The 16,058-nt window shown below is 32.0% G+C and carries 15 protein-coding genes; 3 read left to right on the plus strand and 12 right to left on the minus strand.

Annotation, left to right across the window (positions count from 1 at the left end; all coding sequences use genetic code 11):
• Positions 1-118 precede the first annotated feature (118 nt).
• The gene (locus U0D62_RS12845) at positions 119-574 is read left to right on the plus strand and encodes a hypothetical protein (RefSeq protein ID WP_322287704.1); all 456 of its coding nucleotides are present in this window, start codon (positions 119-121) and stop codon (positions 572-574) included.
• Between the two features lie 62 nt (positions 575-636).
• On the opposite strand, the gene U0D62_RS12850 is transcribed toward U0D62_RS12845, so the two are convergent.
• The 6 genes from U0D62_RS12850 to U0D62_RS12875 all read right to left on the minus strand — a co-directional run bounded on the left by U0D62_RS12850 (position 637) and on the right by U0D62_RS12875 (position 7,317).
• Entirely contained in the window at positions 637-1,719 is a 1,083-nt protein-coding gene (locus tag U0D62_RS12850; RefSeq protein WP_322287705.1) for a bifunctional 3-deoxy-7-phosphoheptulonate synthase/chorismate mutase type II, read from the minus strand.
• 40 nt (positions 1,720-1,759) lie between these two features.
• Entirely contained in the window at positions 1,760-2,608 is an 849-nt protein-coding gene (locus U0D62_RS12855; RefSeq protein WP_322287706.1) for a prephenate dehydrogenase, read from the minus strand.
• Between the two features lie 5 nt (positions 2,609-2,613).
• Positions 2,614-3,801 (minus strand): pyridoxal phosphate-dependent aminotransferase, encoded by a 1,188-nt coding sequence (locus tag U0D62_RS12860; protein ID WP_322287707.1) that lies wholly within the window; start codon positions 3,799-3,801, stop codon positions 2,614-2,616.
• On the minus strand, positions 3,798-4,688 hold the full coding sequence (locus U0D62_RS12865; RefSeq protein WP_322287708.1) for a prephenate dehydratase: 891 nt from the start codon (positions 4,686-4,688) through the stop codon (positions 3,798-3,800). Before U0D62_RS12865 ends, U0D62_RS12860 begins: the two co-directional genes overlap by 4 nt.
• Positions 4,689-5,095: 407 nt before the next feature.
• Positions 5,096-6,283 carry a glycine C-acetyltransferase gene (gene kbl / locus U0D62_RS12870; protein ID WP_322287709.1) on the minus strand — a complete coding sequence of 396 codons (1,188 nt, stop codon included), beginning with the start codon at positions 6,281-6,283 and terminating at the stop codon, positions 5,096-5,098.
• A 59-nt stretch (positions 6,284-6,342) separates the two neighbouring features.
• Positions 6,343-7,317: an NAD-dependent epimerase/dehydratase family protein gene (locus U0D62_RS12875; RefSeq protein ID WP_322287710.1), complete on the minus strand. Its 975-nt coding sequence runs from the start codon at positions 7,315-7,317 to the stop codon at positions 6,343-6,345.
• 179 nt (positions 7,318-7,496) lie between these two features.
• Between U0D62_RS12875 and U0D62_RS12880 the strand changes: the two genes are divergently transcribed.
• A complete protein-coding gene (locus U0D62_RS12880; protein ID WP_322287711.1) occupies positions 7,497-7,958 on the plus strand; it encodes an Lrp/AsnC family transcriptional regulator in 462 nt (153 codons plus the stop codon).
• A gap of 21 nt (positions 7,959-7,979) precedes the next feature.
• Here U0D62_RS12880 and U0D62_RS12885 read toward each other — a convergent pair whose 3' ends face one another.
• Positions 7,980-9,293, minus strand: a complete 1,314-nt coding sequence (locus tag U0D62_RS12885; RefSeq protein WP_322287712.1) for a glycoside hydrolase family 1 protein — start codon at positions 9,291-9,293, stop codon at positions 7,980-7,982.
• 316 nt (positions 9,294-9,609) lie between these two features.
• Between U0D62_RS12885 and gldA the strand changes: the two genes are divergently transcribed.
• Positions 9,610-10,509, plus strand: a complete 900-nt coding sequence (gene gldA / locus U0D62_RS12890) for a gliding motility-associated ABC transporter ATP-binding subunit GldA (RefSeq protein ID WP_322287713.1) — start codon at positions 9,610-9,612, stop codon at positions 10,507-10,509.
• A gap of 25 nt (positions 10,510-10,534) precedes the next feature.
• Here the strand turns inward: gldA and U0D62_RS12895 are convergent, their stop codons facing one another.
• The 5 genes from U0D62_RS12895 to metF form a co-directional block, all read right to left on the minus strand.
• On the minus strand, positions 10,535-10,939 hold the full coding sequence (locus U0D62_RS12895; RefSeq protein ID WP_322287714.1) for a response regulator: 405 nt from the start codon (positions 10,937-10,939) through the stop codon (positions 10,535-10,537).
• The gene (locus U0D62_RS12900; protein ID WP_322287715.1) at positions 10,926-12,899 is read right to left on the minus strand and encodes a PAS domain-containing sensor histidine kinase; all 1,974 of its coding nucleotides are present in this window, start codon (positions 12,897-12,899) and stop codon (positions 10,926-10,928) included. The genes U0D62_RS12895 and U0D62_RS12900 overlap by 14 nt, the downstream gene beginning before the upstream one ends.
• Before the next feature lie 319 nt (positions 12,900-13,218).
• On the minus strand, positions 13,219-13,965 hold the full coding sequence (locus U0D62_RS12905) for a head GIN domain-containing protein (protein WP_322287716.1): 747 nt from the start codon (positions 13,963-13,965) through the stop codon (positions 13,219-13,221).
• A complete protein-coding gene (locus U0D62_RS12910; RefSeq protein ID WP_322287717.1) occupies positions 13,962-15,059 on the minus strand; it encodes an acyloxyacyl hydrolase in 1,098 nt (365 codons plus the stop codon). The genes U0D62_RS12905 and U0D62_RS12910 overlap by 4 nt, the downstream gene beginning before the upstream one ends.
• Before the next feature lie 32 nt (positions 15,060-15,091).
• Positions 15,092-16,045: a methylenetetrahydrofolate reductase [NAD(P)H] gene (gene metF / locus U0D62_RS12915; protein ID WP_322287718.1), complete on the minus strand. Its 954-nt coding sequence runs from the start codon at positions 16,043-16,045 to the stop codon at positions 15,092-15,094.
• Positions 16,046-16,058: the final 13 nt, after the last annotated feature.

The following is a 16,058-nucleotide window of genomic DNA, read 5'->3' on the forward strand; positions in this document are numbered from 1 at the left end:
TTCAATCTCGGTTTTAAGTTTATTTTTTTAAATTCGCCATCTGTAAAATCCCCTCTTTATTATCAATGGCATAACTATTGATAAAGAATCCGTATTAACTTTAAAAACAAATATCAAAATGAAAAAAACTTTTTTACTTCTTGCTCTTATGATTCTAGGTTCTACAAGCACTTTTGCTCAAGAAATCTATGAATATCAAATCGTTACAGTTATCGAATCTATTGTTCCTAATGGATTAGGAAGATCTAGAATGATTTCTGCCAACGAGACTAGAGATTACAAAGAATTTACATCTACAAGAACAGGAGAAAAGGATAAAAGAAATAAATCTGACAGAAGTGAAATCCGTGTAAAAGGTTTTGATGAAACAAAACTTTTAAACTTCTTTAACTTAGGAGGAATTCGTTTTCAAAATATCGCTGCTAATGATGCCCTTGTTACTTCTAAAATAAACACAATGGCTGCTGAAGGCTGGGAATTAGCTTTCGTAAACAGTGGTGTTGAAAGTGTTGGTGGCAAAGGTGACAATAACGGTATTTATGTTACCAGATATCTTTTTAAAAGAAAAAAATAACATAAATTTCATTTCATCAATTAAATACCTCCCGATCATCTAATCAGGAGGTGTTTAATTTTTTATGCTCTAGCAACTTTTTTCTGATGGTTAATAGACTCCTGGTGAATTGCTTTATAGATTCTCAAAATAAATTCTTCACTCAGTCCATTTTCTTCTCCTTCAAGAATCATTCTTCCTAAAATTTCATTCCAACGCTTAGATTGTAAGATTGCAACATTTTGTTTTGCTTTTACCTTACCTATTTCGTCTGAAATTTTCATTCTTTTTGATAATACCTCTAGCAATTGATTATCTGCAATGTCAATCTTAGCTCGTAGTTCAGACAATGCTTTTTGATATGCTTCATCTTCTCCAATTTCTTTACGAATTCTTAAGTCTTTCATATGCTGGATTAAAGTTTCTGGAGTTATTTGTTGTTTTGCATCACTCCATGCATTATCTGGGTCATAGTGTGTTTCTACAATCAAACCATCAAAATTAAGATCTAAAGCTGTTTGCGAAAGATCAAAAATCAAATCTCTTCTTCCTGCTATATGCGATGGATCCAAGATCAAAGGCAAGTCAGGAAAACGATTCTGTAAATCTATCGGTATTTGCCATTCTGGGATGTTACGATATTTTGTTTTTTCATAAGTAGAAAACCCTCTATGGATTACTCCTAAGTTTTTAACATTAGCTGTATAAAAACGCTCAACAGCTCCTAACCAAAGAGACAGATCCGGATTAATAGGGTTTTTAATTAAAACCGGGTTATCAATCCCTTTACAAGCATCTGCAATATCCTGAACGATAAATGGCGATACGGTACTTCTGGCTCCAATCCATAATACATCTACACCGTGTTCTAATGCTAACTCTACGTGATGCGGATTTGCTACTTCTGTAGCTATTTTCATTCCGGTTTCTTCTTTTGCTCTTTGTAACCATTTTAAACCTAAAGCACCAACACCTTCAAAATTACCAGGTCTGGTTCTTGGTTTCCAAATTCCTGCTCTCAGCACTGTAGCATCAGAATCTTTAAGTTGATGTGCTATTTTTACTACCTGGTCTTCGGTTTCTGCACTACAAGGACCACTTATTACCAAAGGATGGTCCAGGTTGTATGCATCTAACCAGTTTCTAAGTTCTTTTTTATTTTCCATCTCTATTTTTTATTCTTTGTCGTTTATTTAATATTATTCTCTAACTAATTCCTTTTAAAATTGTTTTTATATGATTGGTATCTTTCATTTCTTTATAAATCTCTTCAAAATCGTCTTCTTCCATTAGTCTTTTAAACTGCTTTAGGTTAGCAATATATTCATCTAATGTTTCAATGACATTCTTTTTATTATGTTTAAAAATTGGCGCCCACATTGCAGGCGAACTTTTTGCCAATCTAACTGTTGAGGCAAAACCACTTCCTGCCATATCAAAAATATCTCTTTCATTTTTTTCTTTCTCAATAACCGTTTTACCTAACATAAAAGAACTGATATGAGAGAGGTGAGAAACATATGCAATGTGTTTATCATGTGATACAGGATCCATATATCGAATTCGCATCCCTAACCTATTAAAAATCTCCATTGCTTTCTCTTGGAGTTTGAATGCTGTTTTTTCTACTTCACAAATGATATTGGTTTTACCTCTATACAAATTTGCTATTGCAGCTTGTGGCCCTGAAAACTCTGTACCTGCAATTGGATGAGCGGCAAGGTAATTTCTTCTTTTAGGATGATCTTTTATGGCATCACAAAGTTTCTCTTTTGTAGAACCAACATCAAACACCAGGCATTGATCATTAATTATTTCAAGGATCGAAGGCAATATTTTAACCGTAGCATCAACTGGAATAGCTGTAATCACAACATCTGCTTCGTTTAAAGATTCTAATTCTGATTTTTTATGTATCAAACCTAAGGATAATGCTTTTTCCAGGTTTTCATCATTCTTATCTATACCATGAATTTCTGCTTCATTAAAGGCTGCTTTTATATCAATTGCGAATGATCCTCCTATTAAACCGATACCAATTATAAATACTTTCATACTTCTTATTTGACAACAGTATTAATTTGAGGTTGAACTTTATGGTTTTTAAACCTTCCAATCGCTTCCTTAATATTCTCTTTAGTAACACATAATGAAAATCTTATATATCCTTTTCCATTACTTCCGAAAATATCTCCCGGAGCTATAAAAATATCGTTTTGATACAACACGGTATCTATGAATTTAACAGCGTCCATCCCTTGCGGTAATTTTGCCCAAACAAACATTCCTTTGGCAGTTTTATCATAAGTACAATTTATAAGTGATGCCAATTGCCATATTAACTCTCTTCTTTCTTTATAAATAGCATTCATTTTATCGTACCATCCGTTTGTGATTTTTAATGCTGCAATTGCTCCTTTTTGGATTCCTTGAAACATACCGCTATCCATATTACTTTTAACTTTTAGTATTGCCTCAATTTTTTCAGAACTTCCGCTCACCATTCCTACTCGCCATCCTGCCATATTAAAAGTTTTACTTAAAGAATTAAGTTCTAAAGCTACATCTTTTGCTCCATCGATTGACAGTATGCTCAAAGGGCTATCATTAAGTATAAAACTGTATGGGTTGTCTTTTACAATGAGAATATTATTTTCTTTAGCAAAGGCAATCAATTTGTCAAATAAATCAATATTTCCTGACGCTCCCGTTGGCATATGAGGATAATTAACCCACATAATTTTTACCTTACTCAAATCTTTTTTAGATAGTGCTTCAAAGTCAGGCTCCCAGCCATTACTCTCTACTAAATCATAAAATACTGGTTTAGCACCGATTAATTTGGTTACTGAGGTATATGTGGGGTATCCTGGATTAGGTACCAATACTTCATCCCCTTCATTGAGGTATGCCAATGAGATATGCATAATCCCTTCTTTAGATCCCATTAATGGTAAAATTTCATTTTCGGGATTTAGCAGAACTTTATATTTTTCTTTATAAAAATCAGCTATGGCCTGGCGCAACTCAGGAATACCTTGATAACTTTGATATTTGTGAGCGCCATCAACTACTACTGCATCTTTAATTGCCTGCACCACTTCTTTGGGAGGATCAAGATCAGGACTACCGATCGCCATATTAAGGATTGGCTTACCAGAAGCTACTAGGCCTCTTACTTCTCTTAATTTTTTGGAGAAATAATATTCTTCAACAGTCTCTAATCGTTTTGCTGTTTGAATGCTCATCCGTTTTGATTTTTATATTCGCCCAGAACTTTTAATTCTAAAGCCATTATTTTTAATATTGACATTGCTTTTTGATAATCTTCATAAGCATTAAAGGTTACGTCTACAAAGAATGAGTACTTCCAAGGCATATCAATTACTGGTAACGATTGAATCTTTGTTAGATTTAATCCACAATCGCTCATAACATTTAATACTGTTGCCAAACTTCCTCTTTTATGATCTGTAAGAAATTTAAGAGATGCTTTATTTATATCTTTTTTCTTTATCTCACTATCAGTTCTTGTATTTAGAATAAAGAATCTTGTACTATTTGATTTAATAGTTTGAATATCTTTTGCCAAAACATCTAATTGGTATATCCCAGCAGCTGTCTCTCCTGCCACTGCAGCAATACCATATAACTGATCTTCCTGAATTCTTTTTGCCACTGCTGCTGTATCGACATCCTCAACCAGTTTAATATGTGGTAATCCTCTAAAAAATTCTTTGCATTGTAATAGTGCCATCGGATGAGAATACACTTCTTTTATATCGGAGATTTTTTGACCTTTTAATGCCATCAAACAATGATAAATAGGTAAGAAATATTCTCCACTTATTGTTAGATTATGTTCATCTATATAGGCATAATTAGGTATAATAGATCCTGCAATAGAGTTTTCAATAGCCATTACTGCATCAGTGCTTTTTCCTTTTTCCAGACTGCTTACTAACTCTTGAAATGACATGCATTCTTCAACCTCTACTTGCTCTCCAAAATAAGCTTGAGCAACACCATGATGGTATGAACCTCTTATACCTTGTATGGCAACTTTTAATGCTTTATCCTGTTTTGGATAAGAGGCTTTGTCTATATACTCTATATTATGATCTATCTGTTTCATTACAGTATTCTAATTTTCTATAGATTTATTTAATCATTCAATCTGAACTCAATAATGGTTTCAATTTGAAATTTTTGCTAAAAAAAAATCCCGATGTCTAACTATCGGGATTTTAACTATATCTTTTAAACTATTATTTACATAGTGATCCCGACCTTACTTTTAAAATAAAAGAAGAAAAAATAAAATCGGTTCCAAGTAAATACGTTGTTCATTGTCTTGTTATATTATGATGCTAAAGTAGGCAAAACTATTTCTATTCAAAATATTTTTTTCTTTTTTTCACCTTTATTAGTGCATTATCATTAATCTTCAATTTTTTTATCCATTTCTATGAAAAATCAAAAACGAAACATTAATAACATTATTAATCTTCTACTTTTTAACGCACTAACAAACGTTTGTATCTAAATCACTCCCAGCTCTTTACCAACTTTAGTAAAAGCTTTTACTGCTTTCTCAAGGTGATTTTGTTCATGTCCTGCAGATAATTGAACTCTAATTCGAGCTTTCCCTTTTGGAACTACAGGGTAGAAGAATCCAATTACGTAGATACCTTCATCCAATAACTTTGCAGCAAACTCCTGCGCCAATTTTGCTTCATACAACATTACTGGTACTATAGGGTGATCACCAGGTATGATATCAAATCCAGCTTTGGTCATTTCTGATCTAAAATATTTTGTATTTTCTTCTAGCTTATCACGAAGTGTTGTTGAAGAACTTAATACATCTAATACTTTGATGGAGGCTCCTACAATAGATGGTGCTACAGTATTAGAAAACAGATATGGCCTAGATCGTTGTCTTAACATATCTACGATTTCTTTTCTTGCTGCAGTAAATCCACCTGAGGCTCCACCGAGAGCTTTACCATATGTTCCTGTGATGATATCAATTCTTCCCATAACATCACGATATTCATGTGTACCACGCCCTGTTTTACCTAAAAATCCAGTTGAGTGACATTCATCGATCATCACCATAGCTCCGTACTTATCTGCTAAATCACAAATTTTATCTAATTGGGCAATGGTTCCATCCATAGAGAATGATCCATCTGTTACAATTAATTTCCTTCTTGAACTTTCTGCTTGCACTAATTGCTTCTCAAGATCTACCATATTATTGTGTTCATACCTAAAACGCTTAGCTTTACACAGACGAATACCATCAATAATAGACGCATGATTTAACGCATCAGAAATAATTGCATCTTCAGGACCAAGAATAGGTTCAAAAACTCCTCCGTTTGCATCAAAAGCTGCCGCATATAGAATACAATCTTCCATTCCTAGAAACTCTGCTGTTTTATGCTCTAATTCTTTATGAATATCTTGAGTTCCACAGATAAAACGAACAGATGACAACCCATAACCGTGAGAATCAATTGCTTTTTTTCCTGCTTCAATAACATCAGGATGTGATGAAAGACCTAAATAATTATTTGCACAAAAATTTAAAACATCTTTAGTTTGTGTCGTATCTATCTGTGCTCCCTGAGGTGTTGTAATAATTCTTTCGGATTTATATAAGCCCGCAGATTTAATTTCTTCTAATTCTTTTTGTATCTCTTCTTTTATATTTGAAAACATGATTTGTTATTCTTTAATTTTATTTCTGTAATTTATCTCTTCTAAGTTTTTTTACTGGGTTATAATAGTAAAGTTTCTAGATTTTTTGATCCTGTTTTATATTTTTTTTGTAATTCTTTGACCATTGTTGTGGTTATCATTTCCAAATCATATTTGGGTTTCCAACCCCAATCTTGTGCTGCTGCCATATCCTCTACAGACTTAGGCCATTTTGAAGCAATATCCTGTCTAAAATCTGGTTCGTATTTTACTTTAAAATTCGGATATAATTTACGAATTTCTGCTACTACTTCTGCAGGAGAAAAGCTAATTCCTGCAATATTGTATGAAGTTCTAAGTTTAATACTTTCTTTTGGTGCATCCATAAGTTCTATTGTAGCTCGAATAGCATCATCCATAAAAATCATTGGAAGTGTCGCATCTTCTTTTAAGAAACAAGAAAACTCTTCTTCTAGAACCGCCTTATGATAAATATCTACAGCATAATCAGTTGTTCCACCTCCTGGTAATGATTGATATCCTATAACTCCTGGATAACGGATTGATCTAACATCTAAACCATACCTCAAGAAATAGTATTGAGCCCAATTTTCACCTGCGGCCTTACTTATTCCATAAACTGTTGCCGGATCCAAATAAGCATTGTTAGGTGTATGATCCAGTGGTGCTCCTTCTCCAAAAACAGCTATCGAACTTGGAAAAAATATCTTTTCAATATTATTAGCTCTTGAAACTTCGAGAACATTAAATAATGTTTTCATATTTATATCCCAAGTCGCTAATGGTGTTTCTTCTCCTTTTGCAGATAAAATTGCGGCTAAATGATATATCTGGGTAATCTTATATTTGACTACAATTTCTTCAATACGATCTTTGTTTGTTGCATCAATTATTTCAAATTTCCCTTTATATCCTTCTTTAACCCTAAGATCTGAAGCTATTACATTATCATTTCCAAACTTATGCTGTAACGCATCTGTAAGAACCGAACCCAACTGGCCATTAGCTCCAATTACTAAAATCTTTGTTCCCATAATTCTATTCAAAATCAATATAATAAAAGCATTATTTACTCACTAAAGTAATAATAACAACTTTTATATCCGAATTAATCAAAAAATTAAGTAATAAATACTGTATTAAGAAATAATAATAGCTATATTTACTTTTCACGTACTACAAATAAAAGTTTTGTAGTAATTTTTTTGGGCATATGGAACAGTTAGATCAAACCGATATTACCATTCTAAGAATCTTACAAAAGGATTCTAAAAAAACTGCAAAAGAAATTGCAACGATCCTCAACCTTACTCCTTCTCCGGTTTATGAAAGGGTAAGAAGGTTAGAAAAACAAGGGTTTATAAAAAAGTATGTTGCAATACTTGACAAAAAACTAATTGATCGATCTATAACTACTATTTGTCAAGTATCCATGCGATATCACAATGAAGCTTTTATAGAAAAATTTGAAGAGCAGATACAAAATTTAAAAGAAGTTCAGGAATGTTACCATATGGCTGGACAAGTAGATTTTATATTAAAAATACACACTAAGAGTCTTGAGGAATATCACGATTTTGTAAAAACCAAATTATCTAAAATAGAAAATATTGGGGTTCTTAATAGTACTTTTGTTTTAAAAGAAATCAAGCATACTTCTGAATTTTATATTTAAGCGACCTTGTTTTTATTAGTACTAAGGAGTTTTATTTTTCAAAAGGTTTTTAAACCAATAAGCAGTTTTTTTCATCTTTCTTTCCAAAGTATTCATATCCATATCAACAATTCCAAACTTTGGAATATATCCTTCTGCCCATTCAAAATTATCTACTAATGTCCAAAGTAATATTCCTTTTAACTGAATGTCTTTAGTTAAAACCTCTTGAGTGTGCTCTATTACTTTTTCATAGTATTCAATACGTTTTTGATCATCTTCATCTTCTGATAGTGCCATACCACATTCAGATAACCATAATGCTTTTCTAGAGTCATATTTAGAAAATCGCTCTAAAAAATAAGGTATCCCTTCTGTATATGTCTCCCATCCCATGATCGAAACCGGCACATTTCTCTTTCCTGCTCTTACCAATAATGCTCCCAAATATGGTATATACCAGGCATTTTTGACCACTTCTCTGGTATATGTCTGAATTCCCAAAAAATCAAAATCTATTTCTAACCTTTCTAAATCTCCTTCTAAACAATACCTGGAAATCCTTTTTAGAAAAGGCAAATCTCCAGTTGGGTATCCTAAGCCAAGATGTGGTTCTATAAATAGTCGATTCATTAAAGTATCGATTTTTTCTGCGGCTTTACGATCTGATTTAGTATTTCTGTAAGCTTCTATTTTTGTACAACTTATGGCGGCTCCAACTTGAAGTTCTTTTATTTGCTTTAAGACTCTAAAACCTTCTGCTTGTGCTAATAAAAGATGATGTGTACTTGAAATAAAATTTCTGACACCTCTTTTTCCCGGAGCATGAACTCCCAAAAAATATCCTCCTCCTATACAAACAATACCTTCATTGATTAGCACCCAATATTTAACACGATCGGCAAAATGATCTCTAAGAATCTGAACGTAATCCGCATACCAATCAATAATTTTTCGGTTTGTCCAACCTCCTTGATCTTGTAGTTTTTGAGGTAAATCCCAGTGATAGGTGGTAATCCAGGGTTCGATGTTCGTTTTAATGCAGTAATCAATTACACGATTATAGAAATCAATTCCTTTTTGATTTATGGTTCCAGTACCATCGGGAAGGATTCTTGACCAGGAAATTGAAAATCTAAAAATCTTTAATCCGATATCTGAGGCTAATTGGATATCCTCTTTATAACGATGATAAAAATCCGTAGCTACCTTAGCATTTGAGCCATCTTTTATTCTATGTGTTTTTTTTGTGAATTCATCCCAAATTGAAGGCCCTTTACCATCTTTATCAAATGCTCCTTCAGTTTGAGCTGCGGCTGTAGTAACACCCCAAATAAGGCCTTTAACTGTATTCATTAACCTTTTGAAGTATATAAGTTGTAATCATTAGTGTTTAAACAGTCCTATTTTGAAGAAAGGAAATATCAAACGAAAAATTAATTGCTGTCCCAAGCTAACTAACTTAGTCAAGAACTTCTTGAGTGTCTGTTTTATAATTTTCTGAAACATACTTTAATTCTTATAACTTTAAAGATAAATAAACATTCTTTCCTGTGTTTTATCAGAATATTATCAAAGTGTTAATATACTTTTCAGGAATTTTATGAGTTCTCGTTATGATACATTCTTGAATTATGTATTTTTGAATTTAATCTATTTTCATTTTTTATTTATGTCTATTTCAGTATCTAATGTTTCTAAACTCTATAATGAGCAAAGAGCTTTGAATAAAATTTCGTTTGAAGTAAAACAAGGAGAAATCGTTGGTTTTTTAGGACCTAACGGTGCTGGTAAATCGACTATGATGAAAATACTAACTACTTATTTAGATCCATCTGATGGTAAAGCATCTGTTAACGGTTTTGATGTGAATCAAGAATCTATTGATGTGCGAAAAAGTGTTGGATATCTTCCAGAACATAATCCTTTATATCTTGATATGTATGTTAGAGAATATCTATTGTTTAATGCAAAAGTGTATGGGACACCTAAATCCAGAATAGAAGAAGTAATAGGGTTAACTGGTCTTCTTTCTGAAGCTAATAAAAAGATCAATCAATTATCCAAAGGATATCGCCAGCGAGTTGGATTAGCTTGTGCATTACTTCATGATCCAAAGGTTTTAATTCTGGATGAACCTACCACTGGTTTAGACCCCAATCAATTAGTTGAAATTAGAGAATTAATAAAATCTGTAGGTAAAGAAAAAACAGTTTTTCTATCAACTCATATTATGCAAGAAGTGGAAGCGATGTGTGATCGAGTAATTATTATTAATAAAGGCGAAATTGTTGCAGACAAAAACCTTAATGAAGTGATCGATCAAACAAATCAGGTTATCGAAGTCGAATTTGATTACAGAGTTGAAGAGGCTTTTCTTTTAAAACTCCCACATATAAAGGAAGTGAAGAATATTCATGGATTTGCCTATTTACTTACTTTTGATACTACAACTGATATGAGACCTGTTGTTTTTGATTTTGCACATGATAATGAACTCAAAATTCTTCAGTTATCCAGAAAGAACAGAGATCTTGAAAGCATATTTAGAGAACTCACCAATCCTTCGTAAAAAGTTTTTTTTAACTTGCTTAAAGTTAACTTGCTTTATCTATATCCTGTAAAACTTCTTTTAGTTTTTGAACAGTTACGGGTTTTACAATATAATCACTAACTCTTTCGTAAGATTTGGCTCTTAATACATCTTCGGGATCTACGGATGAAGAAACTATATAAATTATTATCTTTTTTTGACAAGGTACTTTAATGAATTCTTCCAAAAACTGCCATCCGTCTAATACGGGCATATTAAGATCCAGTAAGATAATATCAGGTATTTTCTCATTAGCAGAAATAATTGCTTTTAAATTATTTAATGCTTCTTCTCCATTACGAAAAACCATCACGCTATTACAAAAATTAATAATTTCCATTATTTTTTTTACCCCAAATACAAAAATGGGATCATCATCAATAATACAGGCAATATCAATTTTTTTCATGTTTCATATAAATTTTAAAAGTAGTTCCTTCATTAACTTTACTTTTCACTTCTATTTTACCACCAATAGCTTCAACTTGATTTTTGGTAATAAAAAGCCCTATACCTCTTGAGTCTTTCTTATTATGAAAGGTTTTATACATCCCAAATAATTTGGCTCTATGTTTTTTAAGATCGATCCCAAGACCATTATCTTCAATAACTAATACTACATATTCTTTTTCTAAATAACTCTTTAAAGCGATATAACTATCTTTTTTATCAGTACTATATTTAATACCGTTAGTAATGAAATTAAGCAAAATACTATCCAGATATGCTGGGATTCCTAAAATACGGACCTCATGATTTATTTGGTTATGAATTGTTACATCTGTTTCAATTGCAAAAGCAGAAATACTTTCGATCGTTCTATTTGCTGCTTCTCTTAAATTCAAGCCAATCATATTTTCATTTACAGAAGTATTCATAAGTACTACCTCATTTAAATGAACAATAGTTTCGGTCAAGTGCTCTGATGCTGTTTTAAAAAGTTTAATAATTTCGTTTTCTTCGATTCCAGGGTTTTCTTGAACGAATAATTCTAAAAGCATTTCAAAATTTCCTGAATGTGATTTAAGGTTATGCGAAACGATGTGAGCAAAGTTTTTAAGTCTTCTATTTTGATCTTCGGCAACGGCCAGTAACGATTTCAGCTCTTTTTCTACTTTTTTAATTTCGCTTATATCAGTAGCAACTCCTAAGTATCCGGTTATTTCGTTATTATTTCTGATAGGTGACAATGTAACCTGAACAGGAAATGTACCTCCATCTTTTCTAACATGTGTCCATTCTCTAGTATCATATTCTTCTTTTTCTAGTAAAGTGGTAAAGACATCAAATCCTTCAATCTCATATCCAAGTAAAGATGATAATTCATCTCTTCTATAAGTCATTTCTTCTTCGAGATGTAAAATCTCAACAGATTCTTTAAATATTACTTCTTGTTTTGCATATCCCAAGAGGTTTTCAGCTCCTTTATTAAAAGTAGTAATCAAACCGTTTTTATCTGTACCTATAATACTAACTTGGGTTATATCATCAATTATATTTTCAAGTGTTGTAAATGCCTCTTTATTTTCTGTAATTTCCTGATGCGAACCGGTCATCCATTCAGGATTTCCTTCAGTATCCCAACTTATCACTTTTCCTCTATCTAATACCCAAATCCAGTGACCATCTTTGTGTTTCATTCTAGCCTCACATTCATAGAATGGTGTATCTCCTTTAAAATGCTCTTGTAAAAGTTCATTCGATTTTTCCAGATCATCTGGATGTGAGTATTTAATCCAAGTGTCTATTGAAATGGATCCAAGTTCAGACAGATCATACCCAATAATTTCTGCCCATCTTTCATTAAATATTGTTTCACCAGTTTTTACATTCCACTCCCACGTTCCAAGGTTGGTAGATTCAATAATATGTCTATAGCATACTACTTTATTTTGCAATTCTATTTCTATACCATCTAAATTAGTAATTAACCGATGTGCAAGTAATATCCTTGATGGCTTATCAGCATTGTCTAATACTACCAAACCTTTACATTTCATAGATACAATATGTCCTAATTTATGCTTATATCTTAGGATTTGATCAAAAGAATATGAGGAATCTTTAAGATGTTTTGCTAAGTTGCCAAATATCAATTTCAAATCCTCTTTGTTAATTACGTCCTGCTTTATTGATATTGTATTAAGCATTTCTTCAAAATCATACCCTATGGTATTTAAAAATTTTGGGTTTTTCCAATCTTTCTCAAGATTGTTCAAGTCCCAAAACCACAATCCATCATAACCATTCTCCATGATGAAATCAAAAATTGAATCGTCTTTTTTAATTAGAGCATATAATTCTCCTTTAAGATAATCTGCACTTAGTTTTTGCTTGCTTTCTATTTTATCAGATTGATTTTGAATCATTTTTGGGTATGGGTTTAGTAGTAAAGATTTGAGGTTTTCTAAAGTTAGACATTAATTTGAATTAAGAGCACGAAAAATTCTTAATATTTCGACAAAACACTTTACATGCTATAGCGTTCAATCCTATTAATTTCAAATTAATCTCGGTTCAACAATCCAATACAAACCACTAGCAATCAATACATTAAAAATATTTTTATTGTATACAGAAAGAGTTCAAGAATTAAAAAATCTAAAAAAAAGGTTAAAAAAAGCTTCTGTTTTAGAAAAAATAAATGGGGAAATTTACCCTAATTACTAATACGTGATTGGATAAAAATTACTGAAAAAGCAATTTTCCAGTAAAAAATGTAGTTACATCAACTGTTGGTGGTCTATTCACTGAAATTATATCACCTGTACTTCGAATTTCACCTCTTAAAGATTGTTGAGGGTTTACAATAATTTTATTAGTTCCTCTATGAAAAATTTCTACATTTTGAGCAATTAATTCGGCTCCTTCAAACCTTCCTGTTCCTGAAAAGATTCCGACATTTAGATTTTCAGTGATTCCTGAAAGAAAAAAAGATGCTATATTATTAGATACGACTTCAACACTTTCGTTATCTAATTGCAAATTAAATGTTCCTGTAGTTGTTCCTGTATCTTCATTAAAATCTTCTGACAATAGTTTCAAAGAAGGGTATGACAATGTACCATCTGAAAAAATATCAAACTGGGTGGCACTTCTTATTTCTGTAATATTAGGAGCAGTGACATAAATTTTGGTTTGATTAAAATCTCTCGCAAAATTACAGTCATTGGTATTACTTAATATCAAACGATTTCCTTCTACAATAGCTGAAACCTCATTCAACAGATTATCTCCTGTTTCAACAATCACTTCTGTGGTCTCACCTTCCTTCAAGATCAACTCTACATTAGGATTTACAAGAATCCTGGTAAAATCTGAAACAACAATTTCTTCTCTTATTATATCTCCAGTTCTCTGAAAACAATCTAAAGCATTTTCAGTATCACATCCGTATATAATTAATATAAAAACTATGTATACTATTTTTTTCATAATCTATATCCTAAAGAAAATTCTACTGCTTCTGCTTTAGCGGCATGTGATCTTACAGTGACAGCACTAAATATATTTTTTGTAAAATAATACTGTAATCCTATTCTATTATACACATCTCCCTCAAAATCATATGGGTAATACGCATAATATCCTAATTGAGTTAAAACAGAGAGTTTATTAATTCTTAACTCATGACCTAAAAATACTCCTATTCTTTTAGCATCCTCATCACCAGTAGTACCATCATTAAAATTTCCTGTTGCTCTAAAATCTATGAAACGCTCCAAGGCTCTGGAAAAAAACAATTCTGCTCCTAATTGAATAGCACTTTTCTTATTTAATCGTTTATCGGCAAAAACTCCTATTGTTAAAAAAGGGTATTGTCCAGAACCTACAACATCACTTTCATTAATTCCGGAGCGTACTATAGCTCCAAAGCCTATTGCTTCTGATCCTCTTGCTAATCCTTTTTCTTTTTCGATATATTCGGGAAGATCAGAATCTATTAAATAATTCACCCCAACATTAAAAAGAAAAGTGTTTGTACTTTTGTTAGGTGCTTTAAAGTTTGCATTAGAATAGTGAATTACTCCTATTCCTGCATTTAATCCTAGTCCGCCAACAATATTTTCTTTTTTAAAATTTAAGAGAGCGAATGTAGAACTCAAAAAATGAGAACCATATGCCACGTTTCTAAAATTCTCATCTTCATCATAGGGATTAGTTGTGTATGCAACTCCTTGTCCTATTCTGAGCATCAATGATCTATTTAGAAAATAAAAATTATAATGAGCGTATAACCCAATATTATCACCTAAAAACTCATTATCTAAATCTTGATAGATAAATGAAACCCCATAATCAGGAGCATTATATAACCTTTGCCACTCTTTATTTCCAAAAGTTTTCTTGTTTAAAGACATAATAATCCCAGAAGGATGTCCTGTAATCAAATGAGAAATATCTGGGTTATGTTCAAGTATTGTTCCGTAGAAATTATTGATGTCTAAATCATAATACTTCTTATTCTCCTGACCTGATACAACAAAAGAGATACAAATTATCAGAATACAACAAATTCTTTTTACCATCAGGCAAATGTAATAAAACCTTGAAGGTTTACTTAAAAAATTTCTGATGCTATCTTTTTAATGTTATCTGATTTACCCATAGAGTAATAATGCAATACTGGTGCCCCATACTCCATCAATTCTTTGGATTGCTGGATTGCAAATTCGACACCTACTTCTCTTACTTCTTTATTGGTCTTACATTTTTCTACTGCTTGTACCAAATCATCTGGTATATCAAGTTTAAATACCTGAGGTAATAATTGAAGATGTCTTTTAACCGCAACGGGTTTGATTCCGGGAATAATTGGGACTTCTATCCCAGCTTCTCTAGCCTTTTCTACAAACGCAAAATACTTTTTATTATCAAAAAACATCTGGGTTACCACATAATCCGCACCTGCATCTACTTTTTCTTTTAATCGCCTTATATCAGAATCCATAGATGGTGCTTCCATATGTTTTTCTGGATACCCGGCTACTCCCACGCAAAAATCGGATTGATTATCACTTTCTATAACTTCGTGAAGAAATTGACCGTTATTCATATTGGTAATCTGTGTCACTAATTCATTTGCATAGCAATGCCCTCCTTTTGTCGGATTAAAATACTTTTCTTCTTTCATAGCATCTCCTCGTAATGCCATAACATTATCAATTCCCAAATAATGGCAGTCTACTAGGAGATACTCAGTTTCTTCTTTGGTAAACCCTCCACATAATACATGGGGAATTGTATCCACATTATATTTATGCTTAATAGAAGCACAGATTCCAACCGTTCCCGGTCTCATTCGAGTTAATTTTTTATCAAGCAATCCATCTTTATCGATATAAATAAACTCTTCTCGCGAAGTGGTAACATCAATAAAAGGAGGATTAAATTCTATTAAAGGATCAATATTATTATAGAGTTCTTGAATACTTCTTCCTTTTTGTGGTGGTATCAATTCAAAAGAGAATAACGTTTTTCCTTTTGCTTGTTTAATATGTTCAGTTACTTTCATCTTTACGTTTATC

This window comes from Aquimarina callyspongiae, from assembly GCF_034322225.1.
Classification (GTDB): Bacteria; Bacteroidota; Bacteroidia; order Flavobacteriales; family Flavobacteriaceae; genus Aquimarina.

Bases quoted from the DNA above. Each gene is read 5' to 3' on its own strand.
- U0D62_RS12845 (WP_322287704.1), top strand. From the start codon at position 119: ATGAAAAAAACTTTTTTACTTCTTGCTCTTATGATTCTAGGTTCTACA.
- U0D62_RS12850 (WP_322287705.1), bottom strand. From the start codon at position 1,719: ATGGAAAATAAAAAAGAACTTAGAAACTGGTTAGATGCATACAACCTG.
- U0D62_RS12855 (WP_322287706.1), bottom strand. From the start codon at position 2,608: ATGAAAGTATTTATAATTGGTATCGGTTTAATAGGAGGATCATTCGCA.
- U0D62_RS12860 (WP_322287707.1), bottom strand. From the start codon at position 3,801: ATGAGCATTCAAACAGCAAAACGATTAGAGACTGTTGAAGAATATTAT.
- U0D62_RS12865 (WP_322287708.1), bottom strand. From the start codon at position 4,688: ATGAAACAGATAGATCATAATATAGAGTATATAGACAAAGCCTCTTAT.
- kbl (WP_322287709.1), bottom strand. From the start codon at position 6,283: ATGTTTTCAAATATAAAAGAAGAGATACAAAAAGAATTAGAAGAAATT.
- U0D62_RS12875 (WP_322287710.1), bottom strand. From the start codon at position 7,317: ATGGGAACAAAGATTTTAGTAATTGGAGCTAATGGCCAGTTGGGTTCG.
- U0D62_RS12880 (WP_322287711.1), top strand. From the start codon at position 7,497: ATGGAACAGTTAGATCAAACCGATATTACCATTCTAAGAATCTTACAA.
- U0D62_RS12885 (WP_322287712.1), bottom strand. From the start codon at position 9,293: ATGAATACAGTTAAAGGCCTTATTTGGGGTGTTACTACAGCCGCAGCT.
- gldA (WP_322287713.1), top strand. From the start codon at position 9,610: ATGTCTATTTCAGTATCTAATGTTTCTAAACTCTATAATGAGCAAAGA.
- U0D62_RS12895 (WP_322287714.1), bottom strand. From the start codon at position 10,939: ATGAAAAAAATTGATATTGCCTGTATTATTGATGATGATCCCATTTTT.
- U0D62_RS12900 (WP_322287715.1), bottom strand. From the start codon at position 12,899: ATGATTCAAAATCAATCTGATAAAATAGAAAGCAAGCAAAAACTAAGT.
- U0D62_RS12905 (WP_322287716.1), bottom strand. From the start codon at position 13,965: ATGAAAAAAATAGTATACATAGTTTTTATATTAATTATATACGGATGT.
- U0D62_RS12910 (WP_322287717.1), bottom strand. From the start codon at position 15,059: ATGGTAAAAAGAATTTGTTGTATTCTGATAATTTGTATCTCTTTTGTT.
- metF (WP_322287718.1), bottom strand. From the start codon at position 16,045: ATGAAAGTAACTGAACATATTAAACAAGCAAAAGGAAAAACGTTATTC.